Here is a 24,790-nt window from a genome sequence, read left to right on the forward strand (position 1 = left end):
GGGGAAGCTTCCGCTGCCCCCGGCGCACCGGACAGGACCGAATGGAACCAGTGGACTTCAACGCCGCCGCCGACGCCTACGCGGCCACCCCACTCCTGAACTGTCTGCTCCGGGAGGCCGCCGAGCCCGCCGCGGGCCAGGGTGCGGGGGTCCACCGGCTCCGCGGCAGCGGCCGGCTGCTCCGGGTGCGGGGCGCCCGCAGGCCCGAGCACCCCGAACTGCGGACGCCGGACGGCTGGCATCCGCTCAGCCACAGCGAACTGGTCAAGCTCACCTCCGACGAACTGGGCCGGTACACCGGCGTCCCGAACGACGAACTGCCGGTCGAGATCGACGACAGCCGGAACACCGTCGCCGCGCTGCTGGCCGCCCGCGCCACCGCCGAGCCGCCGGCCGACCCGTACCTGCTCTCCGAGCAGTCCCTGATGATGGGCCATCCGCACCACCCGGCGCCCAAGGCCCGCGGCGGGGCCCCGGCCGCGAGCTGGCTGCCGTACGCGCCGGAAGCCCACGTCAGCTTCCCGCTGGCCTTCCTGGGGCTGCGCGAGGACCAGGCCGCCGAGGAGGGCGGGCCGGCCGCGGCCGCGGCGATCGACTCCCTGGCCGACACCCTCGGCGGGCCGCGCCCGCCCGCCGGCTACCGGCTGCTGCCCGCCCACCCCTGGCAGCTGGACCTGGTCGGCTCCCGGCCGCCGGTGCGCGAGGCGTTCGCCGACGGGCGGCTGCTGCGGCTCGGCGAGAGCCGCCTGCCCGCCTGGCCCACCGCCTCGATCCGGACCCTGTACGTACCGGGGCCCGCGGACCTCTTCGTGAAGTTCAGCCTCGACGTCCGCATCACCAACGACGTGCGCCGGCTGTGGCGCCACGACCTGCTGAAGCTGCGCCGCACCGACGCGGCGGTCGAGGCGGGCTTCGCCGCGCTGCGCCGGGCCGGTTCGGGCGCGGCTTGGCTCGCCGACCGCGGCTACCGCACCGCGGGCTTCGCCTTCGAGGAGCTCGCCGTCCTCGTCCGCGACGGCTTCGGCGCCCGCGGCGGGCAGGCCCACGCCGCGCCCGGGGCCACTCCGCTGCTGGCCGCGGCCCTCGCCGAGGGTTACCCCGGAAGCCCACTGGACAGCACCGCCGACCCGGCCGCCTGGTGGCGGGCGTACCTGCGCCAGGTCGTGCCCCCGGTACTGGAGTTGTTCGCCCGGCACGGCATCGTCCTGGAGGCGCACCTCCAGAACACGGTGATCGCCGTGGACGCGGCGGGCATGCCGGTCCAGGCCCTCTTCCGCGACGCCGAAGGGGTCAAGCTGCCGGCCGACGTCGAGCGCGGGGCGGCCTGGCAGCGGCTGGTCTACTGCCTGGTCGTCAACCACCTGGCGGAGATCGCCGGTGCGCTCGGCGAGCGGCATCCGGACATCTCCGCGCTCGTCTGGCCGGCCGTGCGGGAGGAGTTCCTGCGCTACGACGCCGAGCGCGGGCTCCCCGAGATCGCGGAACTGCTCGCCGCCCCCGACCTGCCGGCCAAGACCAACCTGCTGCTGCGCTGGACCCGTGCGGACGGCGCGGACGCCCGCTACCTGCCGCTTCCGAATCCGCTGCGGGGGTAGGGAACCGGCCAACGTGTGCCCGTTCCGTGCACTCCCCTCACCCAGAGGTATAGACCAATGCTAGGTTGGTCGGGCAGACCGCGCAGTCCTTGACCACCCGTCAGAGGAGAAGCCATGCCCTCCCCTTCGCGGGGCGGCGGCCCGGCCGCCATGCCCAAGTACCAGCGGATCGCCGCAGCCCTGCGGGACGAGCTCGACCGCGCCGCGCAGGCCCCCGGCGGCAGACTGCCCTCGGAGCGCAGCCTGGCCGCGCGCTACCAGGTGAACCGGCAGACGATCCGGGCCGCGCTCCAGCACCTGCGCGAGGACGGCCTCGTCGTCACCGGCCGCCGCGGCACGCGCGCCGTCGCGGCCGCATCGCCCGCGCCGGTACCCGCGGGACCCGGAGCGGGATCCGCGCCCCTGCCCGCACCCGCGGCCGTGTCCGTCCGGGCGCAGAGCTGGCTCACGCTGGTCACCGTGCCGCCCTCGCTCGCCGCGCTGCTCGGCATCAGCGGCGGCGAGCGGACCCTCGTGCACCACCGCCGCGAGCGCGGCCCGGCGGGCGAGACCCTGCGGCACGCCGTCACCTACCTCAGCCGGGACGCCGTCTCGCGCAGCCCCGAGCTCGCCCGCTACCGCGACCGGCCCGCGGCGGTCCGGGACGAGGATCTGAGTCCGGTGCACCGCTGGCTCGACCGGGCGGAGGCGGACGGCCGGGTCGCCGAGACGCTGACCATGACGCGCATCACGCATCCGCAGGCCGTCGCCCAGGCCTGCGGCCTGACCGTGCGCCGCACCCTGCACGACACCTCGGGCCGGCTGCTGGCCGTCACGGACCTGGCGTTTCCCACCTGGGACCGGCTGACCTTCCACCGGGACGTCCTCGATCGCCATGACCGCCAGGATCACCGCGGCCGTCCGGTCACCGGCTTCCGCGTGACGTAGAGGGGCCGAGGGCCGGGCGCAGGCCGAGGAGCCCGGTGGCCTCCCGAGCCTCCCGCCCGGTCATCTCCGGAGCCGGCTGCGGGGCGCCCCGGTCGGCCGCGGCGCCGGTGAGCAGGGCGAGCAGGCCGGCCACCTGGACGCCCGCCTCGGCGGGGTGCCGGAAGACCGCGCCGGGGGAGATCTCGTACCGGTTGCGCCGCCCGTCGCGCACGCGCCGCAGGTACCCGTCCGTCTCCAGGTCGGTGACGATCGTCTGCACGGTGCGCTCGGTCAGGCCGCACACGGCGGCGACATCCCTGAGCCGCACGGCCGGATCCCGGGCGATGGTCACCAGAACGCGGGCGTGGTTCGTCAGGAATGTCCAGTTGTTGCGCTGAGACGTGCTCCCCATGCCGTCATGATGCGTCGAGGGATTCATGTGACGCAAGACGTGAAACGCATTTCCGGTAATTCTTGACGGGAGACGAGAAGAGGGCCAACATCTACGGCAGTCAAGGTCCCGCGCCGCAAGCCGACCAGCCCAAGGAGCGAACCCCATGCCGGTCCCTGCCCCGTACTCCCATACCGGCGCCGCCCCTGGCGGCGCCTCCGCCCCCGCCGCGCACGCCACCCGTGCTCCGGCCGCCGTCCCGAGCCCGCGCCGCAGCGCCGAATCGGCGGCCCTCAGCGCCGGGGTGCCGCGGATCGACGACCCCCGGGAGATGGCCCCCGCGGACGCGAGGGAGCTCTCGAAGGTCTTCTTCCAGCGGCTGCGCTCGCTGACCGAGGGGACCGCGGAGTACCAGTACGTCCGCAACACCCTCATCGAGATGAACGCCTCGCTCGTCCAGTACGCCGTGCGCCGCTTCCGCACCCGCGAGGGCTGTGACATAGAAGACATCGTCCAGGTGGGCACCATCGGCCTGATCAAGGCCATCGACCGGTTCGACCCGGCCCGTGAGAACGAGTTCTCCACGCTCGCCATGCCGTACATCACCGGCGAGATCAAGCGGCACTTCCGCGACACCTCCTGGGCCGTCCGGGTCCCGCGCCGGCTCCAGGAGCTGCGCATCGACATCGCGAAGGCGAAGGAGTCGCTGACGAGCGAGCTCGACCGGTCGCCCACCGTCGCGGATCTCGCCGACCACCTCGGCCTCTCCGAGGAAGAGGTGATCGAGGGGCTCTTCGCCGCCAACGCCCACACCAGCGGCTCCCTGGACGCCCCGCAGGCGGCTCCGTACGAGTACGGCGGCGGCCAGACCGAGGGGCACACGCTCGCCGAGGTCATGGGCGAGGACGAGCCCGCCATGGAACTGGTCGAGGACATCCAGACCCTGGCGCCGCTGCTGGAACGGCTCAGCGAGCGGGAGCGCCGGATGCTGGGGATGCGGTTCGGACAGGAGCTGACCCAGGCTCAGATCGGCGCCGCGCTCGGCATCTCGCAGATGCAGGTGTCGCGGGTGCTGAACCGGATCCTGGGGCACCTGCGCGACTCGATGCTGGAGGACGGACCGCAGGCCACGGGCCGGGCCGCATCCGTGAGGTAGATCACCTTTGCGTTTGCGCAGGTGAATGCCGGGAACCAACGAGGCTGGAGTGGAAGCACTCGCTCCGGCGCCGCCGCCGGAGTGCGTGGCGCACGCGGGCAGATCCCGCCCCGCTCCGCGGCCCGCCGGCCGCAAGACCGGCGCGCGCCGTACCCGGTACGACCCGCGAGGTGTATGTGTCCACGCTCCAGGCCGAGCACGTCTACAAGGTGTTCGGGAGACGAGCCGATGAAGGGGTCCGCGCGCTCCGCGACGGCGCCGACCGCGAGGAGCTGCGTGCCGACGGCACGACGGCCGCGGTCATCGACGCCTCCTTCAGCGTCGAGCCCGGCCAGATCTTCGTCGTCATGGGTCTGTCGGGATCCGGCAAGTCCACGCTGCTGCGGATGCTCAACGGACTGCTGGAGCCCACCGCGGGACGCGTCCTCTTCGACGGGCAGGACCTCACCGCGCTCGGCGCGGGCGAGATGCGCCGGGTGCGCTCCACCAAGATCAGCATGGTCTTCCAGCACTTCGCGCTGTTCCCGCACCGCGACGTCCTCGAGAACGCCGCGTACGGCCTGGAGGTCCAGGGCGTCTCCCGGGCCGAGCGCGAGCGCCGGGCCGGCGAGGCCCTGGAACTGTGCGGGCTCGGCGGCTGGGAGAGGTCCTGGCCCGACGAGCTGTCGGGAGGCATGCAGCAGCGCGTGGGCCTGGCCCGCGCCCTGGCCACCGACGCCGACCTGCTGCTGATGGACGAGTCCTTCAGCGCCCTCGACCCGCTGATCCGCCGCGACATGCAGGACCAGCTCCTCGAACTGCAGCGGCGGCTGAAGAAGACCATCGTCTTCATCACCCACGACCTCAACGAGGCCATGCGCCTGGGCGATCGCATCGCCGTCATGCGCGACGGGCGCATCGTCCAGCAGGGCACCGCCGAGGACATCCTCACCCGCCCCGCCGACGACTACGTCGCCTCCTTCATCCAGGACGTCGACCGCTCGCGCGTCCTCACGGCCGACGCCGTCATGGACGAGCCCACCGCCGACGCGGACGCGTGCGCCTGCCCCACCGTCCCCGCCGACACCCCGCTCGCGGACCTGTGCGCCGTCAGCGCCCGCGTCCCGCACCCGGTCGCCGTGACCGGCGCGGACGGAGCGGTCATCGGCTCGGTCCCGCAGGGCCGCCTCATCGCCTTCATCGGCGACGAACCGCGGCCCCCGATGGCCTGCGTGGAGGTGGCCGCCTGATGCCCCGCCTGCACGTCGGTGCCTGGGTCGACAGCGGTGTCGACTACCTCCAGAGCCACCTGTCCTGGCTGTTCGACGCCATCAGCACGGTCGTCACCGGCCTCTACGACGGCATCGACGCCGTCCTGTCCGCCCCCGCGCCCCTGCTGTTCGCGGGCATCCTCGCCGTCGGCGCCTGGTGGCTGCGCGGACTCCTCGCGGGCCTGCTGGCCTTCGCGGGCTTCGCCCTCGTCGACTCCGTCGGCCTGTGGTCCGAGGCCATGTCCACGCTGTCCCTGGTCCTGGTCGCCACCCTCGTCACGCTGGCCTTCGCCGTCCCGCTCGGCATCTGGGCCTCGCGCTCGGACCGGGTCAGCGCGCTCCTGCGGCCCGTCCTGGACTTCATGCAGACCATGCCGGCCATGGTCTACCTGATCCCCGGCATCATCTTCTTCGGGGTCGGCGTGGTGCCCGGCATCATCGCGACCATCATCTTCTCGCTGCCGCCGGGCGTCCGGATGACCGAGCTCGGCATCCGCCAGGTGGACCCGGAACTGGTCGAGGCGGCCGACGCCTTCGGCACCGCGCCGCGCGACACCCTGGTCCGCGTCCAGCTGCCGCTCGCCCTGCCGACCATCATGGCGGGGGTCAACCAGGTCATCATGCTGGGCCTGTCCATGGTGGTCATCGCGGGCATGGTCGGCGGTGGCGGCCTCGGCGGAGCCGTCTACCGCGCCATCGGCAACGTCGACATCGGCCTCGGTTTCGAGGCGGGCATCTCGATCGTCATCCTCGCCATGTACCTCGACCGGATGACCGGGGCGCTCGGCCGCCAGGTCTCCCCGCTCGGCCGTCGCGCGCTCGCCAAGGCCCGGTCCGCCGCCACCGGCGCGGCCAAGGTGTGGAACCACCGGCCCCAGCCCGCCTACGCCATCGCCGGGGCCGTCGCGCTCGCCCTCGTCGCCGGCGGCCTGGGCACCTTCGGCGGCTCGGCTGCCAAGGAGGGACCGGCCGGAGCCGCGGACATCGGCAAGGGCCGCACGCTCTCCGTCGGCTACATCCCCTGGGACGAGGGCATCGCCTCCACCTTCCTGTGGAAGGAGCTCCTGGAACGGCGCGGCTTCAAGGTCGACGCCCGCCAGCTCGAGGCCGGCGCGCTCTACACCGGCCTGGCCGGCGGCCAGCTGGACTTCCAGACCGACTCCTGGCTGCCCGTCACCCACGCCCAGTACTGGGAGAAGTACGGGAACAAACTGGAGGACCTCGGCTCCTGGTACGGCCCCACCTCGCTGGAGCTGTCCGTGCCCTCGTACGTGAAGGACGTGCGCTCGCTCGCCGACCTGAAGGGCAAGTCCGCCCAGTTCAAGGGCCGCATCATCGGCATCGAGCCGAGCGCGGGCGTCATGTCGATCCTGAAGGACAAGGTCCTGAAGGAGTACGGCCTCGAAGGCGAGTACCAGGTCGTCGACGGCTCCACGCCCGGCATGCTCGCCGAGCTCAAGCGGGCCTACGACAAGAAGGAGCCCGTCGTCACCGTGCTGTGGTCCCCGCACTGGGCCTACTCCTCGTACGAGCTGACCAAGCTGGAGGACCCGAAGGGGGCCTGGGGCAAGGGCGACGGCATCCACACCCTGGCCCGCAAGGGCTTCGCCGCCGACGAGCCCGAGGTGGCGCGCTGGCTGAGCTCCTTCAAGCTCACCGAGCAGCAGCTGACCAGCCTGGAGGCGAAGATCCAGGACACCGGCAAGGGCAAGGAGCAGCAGGCGGTCCGCGCCTGGCTGGCCGAGAACCCCGAGGTCGACCAGCCGGCCTGACGCGCCGATCCGACCCGCCCGCGCCCCGGGGACCACACCGTGTGGTCCCCGGGGCGCGGTGTCGCCACCGGCGGGCGTGAGCGGGCGGTCAGCGGCAGGGCCGGCGCCAGGCGGCGCGTGCGGTTGGTCACCAAGTGCCCCCAAGAGGACCGGAATCCTCCTGGTGACCACACCTCTGACCAGCCAGAACACTGGATGATTCGCCCGTGCGGACAGGGGCTCGTCCATGGCACAGTGCGATCAGCCCAACCGCCCGACCAGGGAGCCTCCATGCGCGATCCGCACGCCACGCCGCTCGCGGCCGCACCCGCGTGCCCTCCGCAGGCCGGTCCGCTGCCCTGCTGTCCGGTCTGCGAGAGCGCTCCCGAACGCATCTCGTGGCGCCAGCGGCCGGGCCGTCCGGTGGTGCTGGTCTTCGACCCCTGCGGTCACCAGTGGACCTCCCCGACCCCGCCGGTGCTGGCGGTCAGCCTCTGAGCCGAGGGACGCGGCCTGCTGAATCCATGCTCAAAGATGCGTGGTAGGCGGCGATTTCGAGCATCATCCTTCAGTGGGGGCCTGTCGAGCGCTATCTTGCCAGGTGCATGCCAAAGCGGTGTGTCCGCGATCCGGACCGCACGAGGAGCTGCCCCATGAGACTGCCAGGCATCCGAAGGACCAGGACCAGGACCAGGACCTGGGCCGAGACCAGGGCCGGGACCAGGGCCGGGACGAGAGCCGGGACCCGGCGCGGAGCCGCGCACACCACCCGGGCCCGGCTGCGGCGCACCCGGGCAGCCCTGCTCGCGGGCCTGCTGGCCGTCGCGGGCCTGGCCGCCGCCGGACCGGCGGCCTCGCCCGCCGCCGCGGCCCCCGCCGGGGCCACGGCCACGGCCGGCAACGTCACCGGCTTCGGCCGGACCGGCAACACCTTCACGGTGACGGCCTCCAGCGGCGCCAAGGCCCGCGTGGTCGTCGCCCGGGCCGACGTCTTCCGGCTCTGGCTTTCGCCCGACGGGGCCTTCACCGACGACCCGGCCGGCGCCGACCTCGCGCCCACCACCGACTTCGGGCCCGTCACGGCGAGCTGGACCGACGCGGGCGCGTACTACCGGATCACCACCGGAGCCCTGTCCATCCGGGTCAACAAGGCCCCCCTGCGGTTCTCCGTCTACCGGGCGGACAACACCACCCTCGTCTGGCAGGAGACCCAGCCCACCAGCTGGACCGGCACCCGGACCACCCAGTACCTGGCCCGGGGCGCGGACGAGCAGTTCTACGGGACCGGCCTGCGCCTGGGCGAATGGGCGCTGCGGGGCAAGACCGTCCCCGTCGCGGTCGACAACAAGTGGCGTGAGAACGACAACGCCAGCCCCGCCCCCTTCTACATGTCGACCAACGGCTACGGCGTCATGCGCAACACCTGGGCCCCGGGCTCCTACGCCTTCGACGCGCCGACCGCCCTCACCCACGACGAGAGCCGCTTCGACGCCTGGTACTTCACCGGCACCTCCCTCAAGTCCGTGCTCGACGCGTACACCGACGTCAGCGGCAAGCCGTTCATGGCGCCGATGTGGGGCTTCGAACTGGGCAACGCGGACTGCTTCAACGCCTCCAACCCCGACTACCAGGGCGACCACGACCGCCCGCGCCACCAGACGACCCCGGACGTCGTCGGGTACGCGGCCGACGCCCGGGCCGCCGACATGCCCTCGGGCTGGTTCCTGCCGAACGACGGTTACGGCTGCGGCTACACCGCGCCGCTCAAGTCCACGGTGGACGCGCTGCGGGCCAAGGGCTTCCAGACCGGACTGTGGACCTCCACCGGGCTCGGCTCCATCGCCGACGAGGTCGGCAACGCGGGCAGCCGCGGTGTGAAGACGGACGTGGCCTGGATCGGCAGCGGCTACAAGTACGCCTTCGACGGGGTGCGGCAGGCCGTCGAGGGGATCGAGAAGAACTCCGACGCCCGGCGCTACGTCTGGACCGTCGACGGCTGGGCCGGCACCCAGCGCAACGCCGTCGTCTGGACCGGCGACACCCACGGCACCTGGGACGACATGCGCTGGCACGTCCCCGCCATCACCGGCGCCGGCCTGTCCGCCCTGAACTACGCCTCCGGCGACGTCGACGGCATCTTCGGCGGCAGCCCCGAGACGTACACCCGCGACCTCCAGTGGAAGGCCTTCACCCCCGCCTTCATGACCATGTCCGGCTGGGGCGCGACCGGACCCTCGGCCGGCTACCAGGACAAGCAGCCCTGGCGCTTCGCGGAGCCCCACCTCTCCATCAACCGCAAGTACCTCCAGCTCAAGATGCGGCTGATGCCGTACCTCTACACGATGAGCAGGACCGCGCACGAGACCGGAGTGCCCAGCACCCGCGCGATGGTCCTCGAACACCCCGACGACCCGGTGGCCCGGGGGAACCTGACCAGCGGCCAGTTCATGGCCGGCGACTCCCTCCTCGTCGCGCCCGTGGTCTCCGACACCTCCGTCCGAGACGGGATCTACCTGCCCGCCGGGACCTGGACGGACTACTGGACGGGCCGCACGTACGCGGGCCCGGGCTGGCTGAACGGCTACCAGGCCCCGCTCGACACCCTGCCGCTCTTCGTCAAGGGCGGCGCCATCGTGCCGATGTGGCCGCAGATGAACTACACGGGCGAGAAGCCCGTCTCGACCCTCACCTACGACATCCACCCGCGCGGCAACTCCTCCTTCAGCCTCTACGAGGACGACGGCCGCACCCGCGCCTACCAGTCCGGCGCCTACGCCCGCCAGCAGGTCGACGTCACCGCCCCCGCCGCGGGCTCCGGCACGGTCACCGTCTCCGTCGGGGCCCCGACCGGCAGCTACACCGGCAAACCGGCCTCCCGCGGGTACGAGTTCACCCTCCACGTGGCGTCCGCCCCCACCGCCCTCACGGCGGACGGGGCCGCCCTGCCCCGCCTGACCTCCAAGGCCGCCTACGACGCGGCCGCCGCGGGCTGGTTCTTCGATCCGGCGGACCGCTCCGGAGTCCTGTGGATCAAGACGGGTACGAAGTCGGGCGCGTTCAGCGTCTCGGCCGCGGGCACCACCGTCCCGGCGGCCGGAGCCCTGCCCTCCGCCACCCCCATCGCGCAGTCGGGCTGGTCCCTGGTCTCCGCCGACAGCCAGGAGACCGCGGCCGAGAACGGCGCGGCCGTGCGCGCCTTCGACGGCGACCCGGCCACGCTCTGGCACACCGCCTGGTCCTCGGGGAAGCCGGCCGCGCTCCCGCACGAGATCCAGCTCGACCTCGGCGCCCGCTACGCGGTGGACGGCCTCGGCTACCTGCCCCGGCAGGACGGCGGGGTCAACGGCCGCATCGGCGACTACGAGGTCTACGTCTCCGACACCACCGCCGACTGGGGCTCACCCGTGGCGAGCGGCACCTTCGCGGACACCGCGGCCGCCAAGAGCGCCGCCCTGCCCCTGAAGAGCGGCCGCTACCTGAAGCTGAAGGCCCTCACCGAGGCCGGCGGGCGCGGCCCGTGGACCAGCGCCGCCGAGATCACCCTCACCGGACGCCCAGCCCCGCTGCCGTCCGACGCCACCCTCGTCAACGCGGCCTCCGCGAGCTGTCTGGACCTGCCGCACAGCGCCACCACCCCCGGCACCGAGCCCACCCTCTACACCTGCCACGGAGGCCCGAACCAACGCTGGACCCTCCAGCGCGACGGCCGCCTCACCGGCCTCGCCGGCGTCTGCCTGGACGGCTCGGACGCCGCCCGGGTGACGATCCGCACCTGCGACGCAAGCGCCGGCCAGATCTGGCAGGCGGGCCCCCAGAGCACCCTGCGCACCTTGGGCCAATGCCTCACCCCGGCCGGATCCGGCACCGCCAACGGCACCCGCCTCACCCGCGCCGCCTGCACCGACAGCCCCGCCCAACGCTGGACCTTCACCCCCTGACGCCGCCCCCTCAGTCGCCGAGCACGGCCTGGCACTCCCGCCAGGCCGGCTCGCTCAGCAGCTCCCGGAACCCCCCGAACAGCGAGAGGAGCCCGGCGCCCCACCGCGCCCGGAAGGCTGGATCGGTCCGCGCGAGGTCGAGCTCGTTGGCCGCCGACAGCTCGGCGAAGTCACGGAGCGGCTGCGGGGCGGGGGAGTGGACACGGCCGGTGAACCGGTCCCGGAAGGCCGCCGTCCCCTCGCCGAGCGCCGGATAGGACGCCGCCCGGTCGCAGGAGGCGTACAAGTAGACGATCTCCTCGGCCTCGGAGCCGATCGCCGCGGCCAGTTCGGGCCGCCGCGCGAGCGGCAGCAGGGCGGTCGCGAACCCGTCCGTCCCGTAGAACGCGTGGCACAGTCCCGCCTGCCGGAGCGTGGGCCGCGCTCCCCAGGAGGCGAGCAGCTGCCGTACCCGTACCAGGTGGACGAGCAGCGTTCCGCCGGGATGCGGCACGCGATCGGCGCCGAGTTCCCGCAGCCATGCGACGACGTGGTCCGGCACGGGCAGGTCCTTTCAGGAAGCCGGAGAGCAAGGGCCCGGAAGGTGGTGGGTCGGCACCCGTCTCCCATCCGCGCCGGGGGTCCGGACCCCGTGGCGAAGACGCGGCACGGGTTGCCGCCGGGGCCCTGCACCGATCCTGGTCCGGCCCGACACCCGAGTCAATCCTCCGATCTGCTCTCCGGATCCAAGCGCTAGCTCGGGTCCCATGACCCTCGACGACCTCCGGGTGTTCGTGGCCGTATGCCGCGCCGGCAGCCTCAGTGCCGTGGCCCGCGACCTCGGCCGCACCCAGTCCGCCGTGAGCCAGCACGTCCGCCTGGAGAAGCAGACCGGCGCGAGCCTGCTGGAGCGCCACGCCCGCGGCGTGGTGCCCACCGAGGCCGGGCGCATCCTGCAGGCGGCCGCCGCCGACGGCATCGCCGGCCTCGACGGCGCCCTGCGCCGCCTGGACGACCTGGCGGGTCCCCGGCACCGACGGCCCGCTGCGCCTGGTCCCGATCCCCGCCCTGCCGCCCCTCGCCGTCGGCTGGGCGGTCCGCCGCTGGTCCGCCCTCGCCCCGCCGGCCGGGCCTTCGCCGCGGAGGTGGCCCGCAGCTGCACCGCCCGCGCCGCCGCCCGCTGACCCCCGGCGACCCGCCGCGAGCCCGGCCCGGGACGAGGCCCGCCCCAGGGCCGAGTGGCCCCCGCCGGCCGCGCTTTCGGGTGACACCACCGCTCGGTGCCCGGCTGCCCGCCGCCGCCGTGCCCGAGCATCTCAGGCGGCCGGTCATGACGTTCGCGTCGGCGTCCGGCCATGACCAGCCGAGGCGCTCCGGCGCCGCGGATCCGGGCTGCCGCCGGGAGACCACGTGCACGTCCTGCTCGTCGCGAGCGCGTTCAACAGCCTCACCCAGCGGGTCCACGCCGAGCTGCGCGACCACGGCCACAGCGTGGCGGTCGAACTCGCGCTGCCCCACGTGCCCCTGGCCGCCGCCGTCCACCGGCACCGGCCCGACCTCGTCATCGCGCCCATGCTGCGGACCGCCCTCCCCGAGGAGGTCTGGGCCGCGTACACCTGCCTGATCGTCCACCCCGGACCCGTCGGCGACCGGGGCCCCTCCTCGCTCGACTGGGCCCTGCACGAGCAGGCCGCCCGGTGGGGCGTCACGGTCCTGCAGGCCGAGGCCGAGATGGACGCCGGAGCCGTCTGGGCCGAGGTCGCGTGCCCCGTCCCGCCCGTGGGCAAGAGCGACCTCTACCGCGGCGAGATCGCCGACGCCGCGCTGGAGGCCGTACTCCTCGCCGTCGGCCGCTTCGCCTCGGGGACCCACACCCCGCAGCCGCAGACCGCCGGACGCACGCGCCCCGCGATGCGCCAGGAGGACCGGCGGATCGACTGGCGGACGGACTCCACGGCCCGCGTCCTGAGCGCCCTGCGCGCCGCCGATTCGCAGCCCGGCGTACGGGACGAACTGCTCGGCGGGGAGTGGTTCCTGCACGGAGGCCACGCCGAGGACCGCCTGCGCGGCCGTCCCGGGGAACTGCTCGCCACCCGTGCGGGAGCCGTCTGCCGGGCCACCGCCGACGGCGCCGTCTGGATCCCCGAACTCCGCGCCCGCCGCGTCCCCGGGGGGCCCGCCGCCCCCAAACTGCCCGCGACCGCGGCCCTCGCCGGCCGGCTGCCCGCGCTGCCCGAACTCCCCGCCCCGCCGCACGCCGGCGCGGGCCGGGGAACCTGGTCCGACATCGCCTACCGCGAGGAGGGGCAGACCGGCTTCCTGTCGTTCGCCTTCCCCGGCGGCGCGATGAGCACCGCCCACTGCCGGCGGCTGCTCGACGCCTACCGGACCGCCTGCTCGCGCCCCACCTCCGTACTGGTCCTCGGCGGCGGCCGCGACTTCTTCTCCAACGGCATCCACCTCGGCGTCATCGAGGCGGCCGCCGACCCGGCCGAGGAGTCCTGGGCCAACATCAACGCCATGGACGACCTGGTCGAGGCCGTGCTCACGACCACCGACCGCCTCGTCGTCTCCGCCCTCGGCGGCAACGCCGCCGCCGGCGGGGCCATGCTCGCCCTCGCCGCCGACGAGGTCTGGTGCCGCTCCGGCGTGGTCCTCAACCCGCACTACCGCCTCATGGGACTGCACGGCTCCGAGTACTGGACGTACACCCTGCCCCGCCGCGTAGGCACCGGCGTCGCCGAGCGCCTCACCACCGAGGCCCTGCCGCTGAGCGCGGCGGCCGCGCACCGGCTGGGGCTGACCGACCGTACGGTGCCCTGCGCGCCCCAGGCCTTCGCCGACGAGACGGCGCGGCTCGCGACGCGGCTGGCCGGCCTGCTCTCCACCGCCTCCCGGATCGCCGCCAAGAAGGCGCGGCGCGACCGCGACGAGGCGCGCAAGCCCCTGGCCGCCTACCGGGAGGCCGAACTCGCCCTGATGCGGAAGACCTTCTTCGACCCCGACGCCCCCTACCACACCCTGCGGCGCGCCTTCGTACGCAAGGAGCCCGCGACGGCCACGCCGCCCCACCTGGCACGCACCGTCGCCGGGAGGCACACCGAGCCGCTGCCCTCCCGGCGGCGCCCCGTCACTGGACCGGCCGCACAAGACGCGGCATGCCGGGCGCCCGGCTGCTAGCAAGAAAGACGAGGCCTCAACGCCGCCTCGCCCGCACTCCGCCCCGAGCACCTCCCCGAGGAGGCATCCCCATGGATCCAGCGACGTCGACCCCGGTCGAAGACCCCCCGATCCACATCCTCTGGATCAACGCGGGGCTGAGCTGCGACGGCGACTCCGTCTCGCTGACCGCCGCCATGCAGCCCAGCATCGAGGAGATCGTGATGGGCGTCCTGCCGGGGCTGCCCAAGATCGCGGTGCATTGGCCGCTGATCGACTTCGAGTGCGGGCCCGTCGGGGGCGCGGACACCTTCATCGAGTGGTTCTTCAAGGGTGAGCGGGGCGAGATCGACCCCTTCGTCCTCGTCGTCGAGGGGTCCATCCCGAACGAGAAGATCAAACCCGAGGGCTACTGGTGCGGCTTCGGCGACGACCCCGAGACCGGCCAGCCCATCACCACCAGCGAGTGGATCGACCGGCTGGCTCCCAAGGCCCTCGCCGTCGTCGCCATCGGCACCTGCGCCACGTACGGCGGCATCCACGCCATGGAGGGCAACCCCACCGGCGCCATGGGCGTGCCCGACTACCTGGGCTGGGACTGGACCTCCAAGGCCGGCATCCCGATCGTGTGCGTGCCGGGCTGCCCGATCCAGCCGGACAACTTCTCGGAGACCCTGACCTACCTGCTCTACCAGGCGGCCGGATCGGCCCCGATGATCCCCCTCGACGACAAGCTGCGGCCGACCTGGCTGTTCGGCGCCACCGTCCACGAGGGCTGTGACCGGGCCGGCTACTACGAGCAGGGCCAGTTCGCCCACACCTACGACTCGCCCAAGTGCCTGGTCAAACTCGGCTGCTGGGGCCCCGTCGTCAAGTGCAACGTCCCCAAGCGCGGCTGGATGAACGGCATCGGCGGCTGCCCCAACGTCGGCGGCATCTGCATCGCCTGCACGATGCCCGGCTTCCCCGACAAGTTCATGCCGTTCATGGACGAACCCCCCGGCGCCAAGGTGTCCAGCAAGGCCAGCGGCGCGTACGGGGCGGTCGTCCGCAAGCTCCGGTCCATCACGGCGCACACCGTGGACCAGGAGCCCAAGTGGCGCCGCACCGGCCAGAAGCTCACCACGGGCTACCGCCCGCCCTGGTGACCGCCCCGCACCTCCCACTCCGATCACGCACTCGCGCAGCGCAGCAGCAGGAAGGGTCACGGCAGACACGATGACACCGAAGACGAAGGCGGCCGGCGACGGCAGCGGCCTGGTGGAGATGGCCTGGGATCCGATCACCCGGATCGTCGGCAGCCTCGGCATCCACACGAAGATCGACTTCAAGCAGAAGCGGGTCGCGGAGTGCTACAGCACCTCGTCGGTCTTCCGCGGATACAGCGTCTTCATGCGCGGCAAGGACCCCCGCGACGCTCACTTCATCACCAGCCGCATCTGCGGGATCTGCGGCGACAACCACGCCACCTGTTCCGTGTACGCGCAGAACATGGCCTACGGGGTGAAGCCGCCCCACCTCGCCGAGTGGATCATCAACCTCGGCGAGTCGGCGGAGTACATGTTCGACCACAACATCTTCCAGGAGAACCTGGTCGGGGTCGACTACTGCGAGAAGATGGTCCGCGAGACCAACCCCGGCGTCCTGGACCTGGCCGAGCGCACCCCCGCCCCGCACGCCGGCGAGCACGGCTTCAAGACCATCGCCGACATCATGCGCTCCCTCAACCCCATCGAGGGCGAGTTCTACCGCGAGGCCCTCCAGGTCAGCCGCTACACGCGCGAGATGTTCTGCCTGATGGAGGGCCGCCACGTGCACCCCTCCACCCTCTACCCGGGCGGCGTCGGCACCATCGCCTCCGTGCAGCTCTTCACCGACTACATGAGCCGCCTCATGCGGTACTGCGAGTTCATGAAGCGCGTCGTCCCGCTCCACGACGACCTCTTCGACTTCTTCTACGAGGCCCTGCCCGGGTACGAGGAGGTCGGCCGCCGGCGCGTCCTGCTCGGCTGCTGGGGCGCCCTCAACGACCCCGAGTATTGCGACTTCACCTATGCCAACATGACCGACTGGGGACGGAAGATGTTCGTCACCCCGGGCGTGGTCGTCGACGGCAAACTGGTCACCAACGACCTCACCGAGATCAACCTCGGCATCCGCATCCTGCTCGGCAGCTCGTACTACGACGACTGGCAGGGCCAGGAGCAGTTCGTCACCCACGACCCGCTCGGCAACCCGGTCGACCCCCGCCACCCGTGGAACCAGCACACCATCCCCGCCCCGCAGAAGCGGAACTTCGACGACAAGTACAGCTGGGTGATGTCGCCCCGCTGGTTCGACGGCAAGGACCACCTCGCGCTCGACACCGGCGGCGGCCCCATCGCCCGCCTGTGGTCCACCGCGCTGTCCGGGCTCGTGCACACCGACTACGTACAGGCCACCGGGCACAGCGTCGTCATCACGCTGCCGCGCACGATGACCAAGCCCGAGACCCGCTTCGAGTGGAAGATCCCGAAGTGGAGCAACGCGCTGGAGCGCAACCGCGCCCGCACGTACTTCCAGGCGTACGCGGCGGCCATCGCCCTGCACTGCGCCGAGAAGGGGCTGGCCGAGGTCCGTGCCGGGCGCACCCAGACCTGGGAGAAGTTCGAGGTCCCGGACGAGGGCCTGGGCGTCGGCTTCACCGAGGCCGTACGGGGCGTGCTCTCGCACCACATGGTGATCCGCGACGGCAAGATCGCCAACTACCACCCGTACCCGCCGACCCCGTGGAACGCCAGCACCCGCGACACCTTCGGCACCCCGGGACCGTACGAGGACGCCGTCCAGAACACCCCGATCTTCGAGGAGAACACCCCGGAGAACTTCAAGGGGATCGACATCATGCGCGCCGTGCGCAGCTTCGACCCCTGTCTGCCGTGCGGCGTCCACATGTACGTGGGCGGCGGCAAAACCGTGAAGACCATGCACGTGCCCACCGGCCTGAGCGGACTGGGCGGATGAGCGCGGCCGCCGACGCCCGGCAGACGGGCCGCCGCGTCGAGGAGGTGCTCGACCGGCTCGCCGCCACCGGCGACCGCGAGGCGTGCGCGGCCGCCGAGGAACTGGTGCGCGTCCTCATGGACTTCTACGGGGCGGGCCTCGCCCGGATCGTCGGGCAGCTCGGCGAGGCGCCGCTGCGCCCGCTGCTCGACGACGAGCTCGTCGCGAGCCTGCTGGCCCTGCACGACCTGCACCCCGAGGACGTGCACACCCGCATCTCCCGCGCCCTGGCCGCCGCCGCGGAGCCCGTGGAGGTGCTCGGCTTCGACGAGGGCACCGGGGTGCTGCGGCTGCGCCTCGAGTCCGGCGGCAGCGGCTGCGGCTGCGGCAGCGCCGGCGGGCGGCAGACGCTGGAGGACACCCTGGCCTCCTTCGCGCCCGAAGTCACCCGGGTCGAGACGGAGCAGGCCGCCCCGCAGCCCGCCCTGCTGCAGATCTCCGCCCGCCCGCCGTCCCCGGCGCGGGTGCCGTGAACCCCCGGCCCGCCCGTACGGGCGCACCGGGCGGCCTGCGGCGGTTCGCCGGCCCGCGCCCGCCGCGCCCCGAAACCTGTGAACTGTGCGGGGTGGCGGTGCCCGAGGACGGCCACCGCCACCTCGTGGAGACCGAGAAGCGGGCTCTGGTCTGCGCCTGCACCGCCTGCGCCCTGCTGTTCGACCGGCCGGGCACGACCACCGGCCGGTACCGCGCGGTGCCCGACCGCTACCTCGCCGATCCCGGCCACCCCCTCGACGAGGGAGCCTGGGAGCTGCTCCAGATCCCGGTCGGCGTCGCCTTCTTCTTCCGCAACGCCGCCCTCGACCGCCTGGTCGCGCTCTACCCGAGCCCGGCCGGAGCCACCGAGAGCGAACTGGACCCGCAGACCTGGCAGACCGTGCTCGGCGGCGGCCGGCTGGCCGCCCTGCTCCAACCCGACGTGGAGGCCCTCCTGCTGCGCCGCGCGGAGGGCCGCACCGCCTGCTACCTCGTGCCCATCGACATCTGCTACGAACTGGTGGGCCGGATGAGGCTTCTGTGGCAGGGCTTCGACGGCGGCGCCGAGGCCCGCGCAGCCCTCGACGCCTTCTTCGACCAGGTGGAACGCCGGGCCAAGGTGCCGGCCGACACCGCCGGGGCGCGGCCGCTATGACCGAACTCGGCTTCACCTGCACCGGGGTACGCGCCGACGGCTACGCCGCCGGACCCACCCTCGTCTTCCGGCTGCGGATCACCGCCGCCGGCGACGCCCGGGTGCACGCCCTCGCCCTGCGCTGCCAGATCCGCATCGAACCGGCCCGGCGCGCCTACGGCCCCGCCGAGGCCGACGGCCTGGCCGACCTGTTCGGCGAGCGCGGCCGCTGGGGCAGCACCCTCCAGCCCGTGCAGTTCGCCCAGGTCCCGCTCATGGTGCCAGGCTTCACCGGGGAGACCGAGATCGACCTGGCCGTCCCCTGCACCTACGACATGGACATCGCGGCGACCCGCTACTTCCACGCGCTGGAGGAGGGCGAGGCGCCCCTGCTGATGCTGTTCTCCGGCACCGCCTTCACCGGCGCGGGCGGCTTCCGCGTCGAGCCCGTCCCCTGGGACCGCGAAGCCTCGTACCGCCTGCCGGTACCGGTGTGGCGGGAGATGATCGAGCAGCACTTCCCGGGCTGCGGCTGGCTGCGGCTGCCCCGCGACATGATGGCGGAGCTGCTCGCCTTCCGCTCACGGCACTCGCTCGCCTCCTGGGAGGCCACCGTACGCACCCTCCTCGACGCGGCCGCCGCGTCCGAACCGCCGTGCCCGCCCGTCCGGTTCGGCTCCGTACTGCCCCGTGCCACCGAGAGGACCGCGCCATGACCACGACGGCCGCGGCGGACTCCCGCTTCGCCACCGCCCGGCAGGTGGCCGACGCCGTCCTCTTCGAGGGCTACGTGCTCTACCCCTACCGGGCCTCGGCGGCCAAGAACCGGTTGCGCTGGCAGTTCGGCGTACTGGTCCCGCCCGCCTGGGGCCCGGCACACGAGGAGCACGCCCAGCAGCAGACCGAGATCCTGATGGAGCCGAAGGGCGACGCCCGCCTCGCCGTCGAGCTGCGCTTCCTGCACGCGCAGCGCCGTACGGTCCAACAGGCCCTGACCGACGGCACCTTCACGGACGTGGCCGAACTGCACCTGGCGGACCGGGTCCTCGTCCCCTGGGACGAGGGGGCCGAGGAGCGGGTCGAGCTGTCGGTCGGCGTGGCCGAACTGGCGGGCGAGGGGTTCACCCTTCCCTTCCGGCGGCCCGCCCGCGAGAGCACCGAGCCCGTCCTGGGCCCCGACGGCCGCGCCGTCGGCCGCCTGGTGCGGCGTACCGAGGAGGTCGAGGGCGTGGTCCGCCTGCGCGCCACCGAACTCGAAGGCGCCTACCGGGTGTTCAAGCTCACGGCGGTCGTGGAGAACACCAGCCCGTGGACGCCGCCGGACGGGGCGGCCGACCGTGACGCGGCCCTGCCCCGGTCGCTGGTCGCGGCCCACCTCCTGCTGGGCCTCGACGCCGGCTCCTTCCTGTCGATGACCGACCCGCCGGAGTGGGCCAGGGCAGCCGTCGCCTCCTGCGCCAACCGTCACACCTGGCCCGTGCTGGCCGGCGAACCCGGCCGCGCCGACGTGGTCCTGTCCTCCCCGATCATCCTGGAGGACCACCCGGCCATCGCCCCCGAGAGCCTCGGCGCGATGTACGACGCCACCGAGATCGACGAGATCCTCGCCCTGCGCACGGCCGCCCTCACCGACCGGGAGAAGCGCGAGGCACGCGGGACGGACGCCCGCGCCGCCGCCGTGATCGACCTGGCCGACACCATGCCGCCCGAGGTACTGGAGCGGCTGCACGGGGCGGTGCGCGCCCTGCGCGAGATCACCGAACCGGGCGGAGCGCAGCCGGAACTCCCCGAAACCCTCACCGAACTCCCCGACGAGCAAGCGGTGTTCCGGCCCGACACCCCCTGGTGGGACCCGGCCCGGGACGACACCGCCGACCCGGCACGCGACCGGATCCTCGTCGACGGCACGCCGGTGGGCGTGGGCAGCCGCGTGCTGCTGCGCCCGGGCCTGCGCCGCACCGACGCCCAGGACCTGTTCCTCCAGGGCATGGCCGCCCGGGTCGAGGCGGTCCTGCACGACGTCGACGGGGGAGTCCACCTCGCCGTGACCGTCGAGGGCGACCCGGGCGCGGACATCCGGCGGGAGCAGGGCCGCTTCCTCTACTTCCAGCCCGACGAGGTCACCCCCCTGGAGGACGCGTGAGCGGCGGGACGCTGATCGCCGGTATCGGCAACGTCTTTCTCGGCGACGACGGATTCGGCGTCGAGACCGTGCGGGCCCTGTCCGCGCACCGGCTGCCCGACGGAGTGGAGGTGGTGGACTTCGGCGTACGCGGGGTCCACCTCGCCTACCAGCTCCTCGACGGCTACGACACGCTCGTGATGGTCGACGCCACCGCACGCGGCGGCGAGCCGGGCACGCTCTACCTCATCGAGCCCGACGGGAGCGCGGGGCCCGGCGGCGCCGTCCTCGACGGCCACCACATGTCTCCGGACGCGGTGCTCGCGCTCCTGGACACCCTGTGCGCCGGCACCGGAACCGTCCCGCCCCGCCGGACGTTCGTCGTCGGCTGCGAACCGGCCTCGGTCGAGGAGGGCATCGGCCTGAGCCCGCCCGTGGCCGCGGCCGTACCGCGGGCCGCCCGCATGGTGCTGGACCTGCTCCGTGACGAGACCGCGACGCCATCCCCCGCCGCACTGAGGAGAACCCCATGAAGAAGGCCGTCCTCTACGGCGCCGCCACCGCCGCGCTCGCCCTCGTACTGAAGGAAGTCCTCCCCGACATCAGGCGCTACCTGCGGCTGAGCAGGATGTGAGCAGCCGCCGCGCCCGGGCCCGGGTGCCCGCCCGGGTGCCCGTTCCGGCGTACGCGCGGCGTGCGCCCGAACGGCGTACGGGGCGTGCCCCACGTCGGCGTGCCCGCCCGCCCCGCCTCCGTCCTGCCGGTGTAATGAGCCCCGGCAGGACGGAGTCCGATGCACGAGATGTCGATCGCCATGGCCGTCGTCGGCCAGGTGGAGGAAGCGGCCGAGTCCGGCGGCGCGAGCGCGGTGACGGCCGTCCGGCTCGAGGTCGGGGAGCTGGCGGGGGTCGTCCCGGACGCCCTGGCCTTCTGTTTCGAACTGGCCTGCGCCGGAACCGTACTGGAAGGCGCCCGCCTCGTCACCGAGACGGTGGCGGCCCGCGCCCGGTGCGGTGCCTGCGGGCACGCCTGGCCGACCGGCATGCCCCCCGACCTGTGCTGCCCCGGCTGCGCGCGGGCCACCGACGTCGAGCTGGTCGCGGGCCGCGAGCTGCGGATCCTCACCGTGGACTGGGAGGACGGTCCCGCCCCTCGCACCGCCCGTACCCGCGAACCGATCTCCGAGGAGGGCTGAACCATGTGCCGAGTGGTCGATCTACGGCAGGCGGTACTCGCCAAGAACGAGGAGACGGCGCACGCCCTGCGCGTCGAACTCGCCGCACGCGGAACCGTGCTCGTCAACCTGCTCTCCAGCCCGGGCAGCGGGAAGACGGAACTGCTGGAGCGCGAACTGCTCCTGGCCCGGGAGCGGGGGGGGCCGGTGGCCGCGCTGACCGCCGACCTCGCCACCGAGAACGACGCACGGCGGCTGGCCCGTTCCGGAGTACCGGTCAAGCAGGTGCTCACCGACGGGCTCTGCCACCTGGAGGCCGCCATGCTGGGCCGGTACCTGGACGGATGGCTGCCCGAGGACACCCGGCTCCTGTTCGTGGAGAACGTGGGCAACCTCGTCTGCCCCGCCTCCTACGACCTCGGCGAGTCCCTGCGCGTGGTGCTCGCCTCGGTCACCGAGGGCGAGGACAAGCCGCTGAAGTACCCGACCGCCTTCGGGCCGGCGCAACTGGTGGTGGTGACCAAGACGGACATCGCGCGGGCCGTCGGCTTCGACGAGGCCGCCTTCCGCGCCAACGTCCAGCGGGTCAACCCCGGTGTGGAGGTGGTGCTGACGTCCGCCCGCACCGGGGAGGGCGCGGGCCTGCTCCTGGACCGGGCGCTGGCCGTGGGCGCGGGCGCCGCGGCGCACACGCCGGTCATGGCGGGGCACCCCCGCACGCACGGGCACGACCACGGCCACCGGCACGACCACGGCGATCACGACCACGAGCACGACCACGAGCACGGCGACGAGCACGGCGGCCACGAGCACGGCGAGGACGGCCACCCCCACGGAACGCCGCACGCCGTGGGGCCGACGCGCTGATGGAGACCGTCGAGCGGCGCCGCATCACCGTCCGGGGCGTGGTGCAGGGTGTCGGCTTCCGGCCGTACGTGTACACCCGCGCCACCGGCCTCGGCCTCGCCGGGCACGTCACCAACACCCCCGAGGGCGTCGTCGCGGAGGTCGAGGGCGCCCCGGCCGCCGTCACCGCGTTCTGCGACCGGCTCGCGGCGGACGCGCCCCCGCTGGCGGTGGTGGACGCGGTGGACCACCGCCGGGTGCCGGTCGCCGGCGGCACCGGTTTCACCATCGTCGCCTCCCGGACCGGCGGCCCCGCCCGCACGCTCGTCCCCCCGGACGTGGCCACCTGCGCGGACTGCCTGGCCGAGCTCGCGGATCCCGCAGACCGCCGCCACCGACACCCCTTCATCACCTGCACCCACTGCGGACCGCGCTTCACCATCGTCACCGGGCTGCCCTACGACCGGGCCCACACCACGATGGCCGCGTTCCCGATGTGCCCCGACTGCGCCCGTGAGTACGCCGACCCCGCCGACCGCCGCTTCCACGCGCAGCCCGTCGCCTGCCCGGCCTGCGGGCCCCGGCTGAGGCTGCTCGCCGGGCACCCGCCGCACGAGGTGACCGGCCCGGACCCGGTCGCCGAGGCCCGGCGGCTGCTGGCCGCCGGAGCGGTCCTCGCCGTCAAGGGCATCGGCGGCTACCACCTCGCCTGCGACGCCTCCCGTCCCGCGGCGGTGGCCGAACTGCGCCGCCGCAAGCGCCGCGGGGACAAGCCGTTCGCCCTCATGGCCCGCGGCCTCGCGGACCTCGAACACCTCGTCCACACCGGGCCCGAGGAGCGCGCCCTGCTGACCGGGGCGGCCCGTCCGATCGTGCTGCTGCGCCGCCGCGCCGCCGCGCCCGCCGGGGAGGTGGCCGACGAGGTCGCGCCGCGCTGCCCCGACCTCGGCGTGATGCTCCCCTACACCCCCGTGCACCACCTGCTGCTCGGACTGCCCGGCGACCCGCCCGGTCCCCGGCTGCTCGTCATGACCAGCGGAAACCTCTCCGGCGAGCCCATCGTCACCGACGACGACGAGGCCCTGGACCGGCTCGCCCCCCTCGCCGACGCCTGGCTCACCCACGACCGCCCGATCCACGTGCCCTGCGACGACTCGGTGGTGCGCGTCTGCGACGGTGAGCCGCTGACCCTGCGGCGCTCCCGCGGATACGCCCCGCTGCCCGTCGCGCTGCCGCTGCCGGTGCCCGCGGTCCTCGCCGCCGGGGGAGACCTGAAGAACACCTTCTGCCTCGGCGAAGGACGAAGGGCCTGGCTGTCCGCGCACATCGGCGACATGGACGACCTGGCCACCCAGTACGCCCGCGAACGCGCCGAGCGGCAACTGGAGTCGATCACCGGTGTCACCCCGGCCGTGCTCGCGGCGGACCTCCACCCCGGCTACCGCTCCGGGCAGCGCGCCCGGCGCGACGCCGCCGGCCGACCGCTGGTCCGCGTACAGCACCACCACGCCCACATCGCCTCGGCGATGGCCGAACACGGCCTGGACGGCGGCCGGCCGGTGATCGGAGTCGCCTTCGACGGCACGGGCCACGGGGACGACGGCGCGGTGTGGGGCGGCGAGTTCCTGCTGGCCGACTACGCCGGCTACACGCGCTTCGCCCACCTCGCCTACGTCCCGCTGCCGGGCGGCGACGCGGCCGTGCACCGCCCGTACCGCATGGCCCTGTCCCAGCTGCGGGCCACGGGCCTCGCATGGAGCCCGGACCTGCCCTGCGTCGCGGCCTGCCCGCCCGACGAACTGCGGGTACTGCGCGGGCAGCTGGAACGGAATCTGAACTGCGTCCCCACCTCCAGCATGGGCCGCCTCTTCGACGCGGTGTCCTCCCTGGCCGGGGTCTGCCACCGCTCCGGTTACGAGGCGCAGGCCGCGATCGAGCTCGAATCCGCGGCGCTCGGCGGCCTCACAGCCGCCGGACCCGCGCGGGGGTACGCCTTCGCGCTGCGCCCGCCGCCGGACGGTGCCGAGGGGCCGGTGACCGCCGATCCGGCGCCCGTGCTGGCCGCCGTGGCGGCCGACGTGCGCGCCGGCACGGATCCGGCGCGGATCGCCGCCCGCTTCCACACCGCGGTGGCCGAACTCGTCGGCGCGCTGTGCGTCCTGGCCCGCGAGCGGCACGGCCTGGACACCGTCGCGCTGACCGGCGGGGTCTTCGCGAACACCCTGCTCTCCTCGGCCTGCGCCCGCATCCTGCGCGAGCGGGACTTCACCGTCCTGCGCCACCTGCGGATCCCGCCGAACGACGGCGGCCTGTCGCTGGGCCAGCTCATGGTCGCGGCAGCGGTCCACGCCGCGGATCACCATTCCTAGTTGA

At 73.6% G+C, this 24,790-nt stretch carries 21 protein-coding genes and 1 pseudogene; 20 read left to right on the forward strand and 2 right to left on the reverse strand.

From position 1 onward, the window contains the following. Positions 1–41 precede the first annotated feature (41 nt). Together BGK67_RS30365 and BGK67_RS30370 are read left to right on the forward strand one after the other, a co-directional pair. Complete coding sequence (locus BGK67_RS30365) at positions 42–1,595, forward strand: IucA/IucC family protein (RefSeq protein WP_069923073.1); 1,554 nt, start codon at positions 42–44, stop codon at positions 1,593–1,595. Positions 1,596–1,709: 114 nt separating this feature from the next. Then, the gene (locus tag BGK67_RS30370) at positions 1,710–2,522 is read left to right on the forward strand and encodes a GntR family transcriptional regulator (protein ID WP_069923074.1); all 813 of its coding nucleotides are present in this window, start codon (positions 1,710–1,712) and stop codon (positions 2,520–2,522) included. On the opposite strand, the gene BGK67_RS30375 is transcribed toward BGK67_RS30370, so the two are convergent. Continuing rightward, complete coding sequence (locus tag BGK67_RS30375; RefSeq protein ID WP_107488889.1) at positions 2,500–2,913, reverse strand: MarR family transcriptional regulator; 414 nt, start codon at positions 2,911–2,913, stop codon at positions 2,500–2,502. The genes BGK67_RS30370 and BGK67_RS30375 overlap by 23 nt on opposite strands. Positions 2,914–3,058: 145 nt before the next feature. Between BGK67_RS30375 and BGK67_RS30380 the strand changes: the two genes are divergently transcribed. The 5 genes from BGK67_RS30380 to BGK67_RS30400 all read left to right on the forward strand — a co-directional run bounded on the left by BGK67_RS30380 (position 3,059) and on the right by BGK67_RS30400 (position 10,987). Continuing rightward, complete coding sequence (locus BGK67_RS30380) at positions 3,059–4,048, forward strand: SigB/SigF/SigG family RNA polymerase sigma factor (protein WP_079154458.1); 990 nt, start codon at positions 3,059–3,061, stop codon at positions 4,046–4,048. Positions 4,049–4,224: 176 nt separating this feature from the next. Beyond that, a complete protein-coding gene (locus BGK67_RS30385) occupies positions 4,225–5,277 on the forward strand; it encodes a quaternary amine ABC transporter ATP-binding protein (protein WP_069923075.1) in 1,053 nt (350 codons plus the stop codon). After that, entirely contained in the window at positions 5,277–7,070 is a 1,794-nt protein-coding gene (locus tag BGK67_RS30390; RefSeq protein WP_069923076.1) for an ABC transporter permease/substrate binding protein, read from the forward strand. Before BGK67_RS30385 ends, BGK67_RS30390 begins: the two co-directional genes overlap by 1 nt. A gap of 270 nt (positions 7,071–7,340) precedes the next feature. Continuing rightward, on the forward strand, positions 7,341–7,547 hold the full coding sequence (locus BGK67_RS30395; protein ID WP_069923077.1) for a hypothetical protein: 207 nt from the start codon (positions 7,341–7,343) through the stop codon (positions 7,545–7,547). Between the two features lie 155 nt (positions 7,548–7,702). After that, entirely contained in the window at positions 7,703–10,987 is a 3,285-nt protein-coding gene (locus tag BGK67_RS30400) for a TIM-barrel domain-containing protein (RefSeq protein ID WP_079154459.1), read from the forward strand. Between the two features lie 10 nt (positions 10,988–10,997). On the opposite strand, the gene BGK67_RS30405 is transcribed toward BGK67_RS30400, so the two are convergent. Then, positions 10,998–11,528 carry a DUF6817 domain-containing protein gene (locus BGK67_RS30405; RefSeq protein WP_244291357.1) on the reverse strand — a complete coding sequence of 177 codons (531 nt, stop codon included), beginning with the start codon at positions 11,526–11,528 and terminating at the stop codon, positions 10,998–11,000. Between the two features lie 205 nt (positions 11,529–11,733). On the opposite strand from BGK67_RS30405, the pseudogene BGK67_RS30410 reads away from it, so the two are divergent. From BGK67_RS30410 to hypF, 13 genes and pseudogenes are all read left to right on the forward strand, one after another. Then, positions 11,734–11,985: pseudogene (locus BGK67_RS30410) on the forward strand (LysR family transcriptional regulator); the annotation flags it as partial. A gap of 391 nt (positions 11,986–12,376) precedes the next feature. Further along, positions 12,377–14,146, forward strand: a complete 1,770-nt coding sequence (locus BGK67_RS30415; RefSeq protein WP_069923079.1) for a hydrogenase maturation protein — start codon at positions 12,377–12,379, stop codon at positions 14,144–14,146. A gap of 71 nt (positions 14,147–14,217) precedes the next feature. Next, positions 14,218–15,273: an NADH-quinone oxidoreductase subunit B family protein gene (locus BGK67_RS30420; RefSeq protein ID WP_069923080.1), complete on the forward strand. Its 1,056-nt coding sequence runs from the start codon at positions 14,218–14,220 to the stop codon at positions 15,271–15,273. A gap of 70 nt (positions 15,274–15,343) precedes the next feature. Next, positions 15,344–17,128, forward strand: coding sequence for a nickel-dependent hydrogenase large subunit (locus tag BGK67_RS30425; RefSeq protein ID WP_069923081.1), 1,785 nt, complete (start codon positions 15,344–15,346; stop codon positions 17,126–17,128). Beyond that, the gene (locus BGK67_RS30430) at positions 17,125–17,640 is read left to right on the forward strand and encodes a NifU family protein (protein WP_069923082.1); all 516 of its coding nucleotides are present in this window, start codon (positions 17,125–17,127) and stop codon (positions 17,638–17,640) included. The genes BGK67_RS30425 and BGK67_RS30430 overlap by 4 nt, the downstream gene beginning before the upstream one ends. Next, positions 17,637–18,296, forward strand: a complete 660-nt coding sequence (locus BGK67_RS30435; RefSeq protein WP_069923083.1) for a DUF5947 family protein — start codon at positions 17,637–17,639, stop codon at positions 18,294–18,296. The genes BGK67_RS30430 and BGK67_RS30435 overlap by 4 nt, the downstream gene beginning before the upstream one ends. Further along, on the forward strand, positions 18,293–18,991 hold the full coding sequence (locus BGK67_RS30440; protein WP_069923084.1) for a DUF6084 family protein: 699 nt from the start codon (positions 18,293–18,295) through the stop codon (positions 18,989–18,991). The genes BGK67_RS30435 and BGK67_RS30440 overlap by 4 nt, the downstream gene beginning before the upstream one ends. Beyond that, positions 18,988–20,418, forward strand: a complete 1,431-nt coding sequence (locus BGK67_RS30445; protein WP_069923085.1) for a hypothetical protein — start codon at positions 18,988–18,990, stop codon at positions 20,416–20,418. Before BGK67_RS30440 ends, BGK67_RS30445 begins: the two co-directional genes overlap by 4 nt. Next, positions 20,415–20,930, forward strand: a complete 516-nt coding sequence (locus BGK67_RS30450; RefSeq protein WP_069923086.1) for a hydrogenase maturation protease — start codon at positions 20,415–20,417, stop codon at positions 20,928–20,930. The genes BGK67_RS30445 and BGK67_RS30450 overlap by 4 nt, the downstream gene beginning before the upstream one ends. After that, the gene (locus BGK67_RS41265; RefSeq protein ID WP_432215490.1) at positions 20,927–21,031 is read left to right on the forward strand and encodes a DUF6893 family small protein; all 105 of its coding nucleotides are present in this window, start codon (positions 20,927–20,929) and stop codon (positions 21,029–21,031) included. The genes BGK67_RS30450 and BGK67_RS41265 overlap by 4 nt, the downstream gene beginning before the upstream one ends. A gap of 159 nt (positions 21,032–21,190) precedes the next feature. Further along, a complete protein-coding gene (locus BGK67_RS30455) occupies positions 21,191–21,592 on the forward strand; it encodes a hydrogenase maturation nickel metallochaperone HypA/HybF (protein ID WP_069923087.1) in 402 nt (133 codons plus the stop codon). Positions 21,593–21,595: 3 nt separating this feature from the next. After that, positions 21,596–22,438 (forward strand): hydrogenase nickel incorporation protein HypB, encoded by an 843-nt coding sequence (gene hypB / locus BGK67_RS30460; protein WP_069923088.1) that lies wholly within the window; start codon positions 21,596–21,598, stop codon positions 22,436–22,438. After that, positions 22,438–24,786, forward strand: coding sequence for a carbamoyltransferase HypF (hypF, locus tag BGK67_RS30465; protein WP_069923089.1), 2,349 nt, complete (start codon positions 22,438–22,440; stop codon positions 24,784–24,786). The genes hypB and hypF overlap by 1 nt, the downstream gene beginning before the upstream one ends. Positions 24,787–24,790 lie beyond the last annotated feature (4 nt).

The sequence above is a fragment of the Streptomyces subrutilus genome (assembly GCF_001746425.1).
In the GTDB taxonomy this organism is placed as follows: Bacteria; Actinomycetota; Actinomycetes; order Streptomycetales; family Streptomycetaceae; genus Streptomyces; species Streptomyces subrutilus_A.

What these genes read in the sequence shown, in the direction of transcription:
- BGK67_RS30365 (WP_069923073.1), top strand. Translation starts at nt 42, where the DNA reads ATGGAACCAGTGGACTTCAACGCCGCCGCCGACGCCTACGCGGCCACC.
- BGK67_RS30370 (WP_069923074.1), top strand. Translation starts at nt 1,710, where the DNA reads ATGCCCTCCCCTTCGCGGGGCGGCGGCCCGGCCGCCATGCCCAAGTAC.
- BGK67_RS30375 (WP_107488889.1), bottom strand. Translation starts at nt 2,913, where the DNA reads ATGGGGAGCACGTCTCAGCGCAACAACTGGACATTCCTGACGAACCAC.
- BGK67_RS30380 (WP_079154458.1), top strand. Translation starts at nt 3,059, where the DNA reads ATGCCGGTCCCTGCCCCGTACTCCCATACCGGCGCCGCCCCTGGCGGC.
- BGK67_RS30390 (WP_069923076.1), top strand. Translation starts at nt 5,277, where the DNA reads ATGCCCCGCCTGCACGTCGGTGCCTGGGTCGACAGCGGTGTCGACTAC.
- BGK67_RS30395 (WP_069923077.1), top strand. Translation starts at nt 7,341, where the DNA reads ATGCGCGATCCGCACGCCACGCCGCTCGCGGCCGCACCCGCGTGCCCT.
- BGK67_RS30400 (WP_079154459.1), top strand. Translation starts at nt 7,703, where the DNA reads ATGAGACTGCCAGGCATCCGAAGGACCAGGACCAGGACCAGGACCTGG.
- BGK67_RS30420 (WP_069923080.1), top strand. Translation starts at nt 14,218, where the DNA reads ATGGATCCAGCGACGTCGACCCCGGTCGAAGACCCCCCGATCCACATC.
- BGK67_RS30425 (WP_069923081.1), top strand. Translation starts at nt 15,344, where the DNA reads ATGACACCGAAGACGAAGGCGGCCGGCGACGGCAGCGGCCTGGTGGAG.
- BGK67_RS30430 (WP_069923082.1), top strand. Translation starts at nt 17,125, where the DNA reads ATGAGCGCGGCCGCCGACGCCCGGCAGACGGGCCGCCGCGTCGAGGAG.
- BGK67_RS30440 (WP_069923084.1), top strand. Translation starts at nt 18,293, where the DNA reads ATGACCGAACTCGGCTTCACCTGCACCGGGGTACGCGCCGACGGCTAC.
- BGK67_RS30445 (WP_069923085.1), top strand. Translation starts at nt 18,988, where the DNA reads ATGACCACGACGGCCGCGGCGGACTCCCGCTTCGCCACCGCCCGGCAG.
- BGK67_RS41265 (WP_432215490.1), top strand. Translation starts at nt 20,927, where the DNA reads ATGAAGAAGGCCGTCCTCTACGGCGCCGCCACCGCCGCGCTCGCCCTC.
- BGK67_RS30455 (WP_069923087.1), top strand. Translation starts at nt 21,191, where the DNA reads ATGCACGAGATGTCGATCGCCATGGCCGTCGTCGGCCAGGTGGAGGAA.
- hypB (WP_069923088.1), top strand. Translation starts at nt 21,596, where the DNA reads ATGTGCCGAGTGGTCGATCTACGGCAGGCGGTACTCGCCAAGAACGAG.
- hypF (WP_069923089.1), top strand. Translation starts at nt 22,438, where the DNA reads ATGGAGACCGTCGAGCGGCGCCGCATCACCGTCCGGGGCGTGGTGCAG.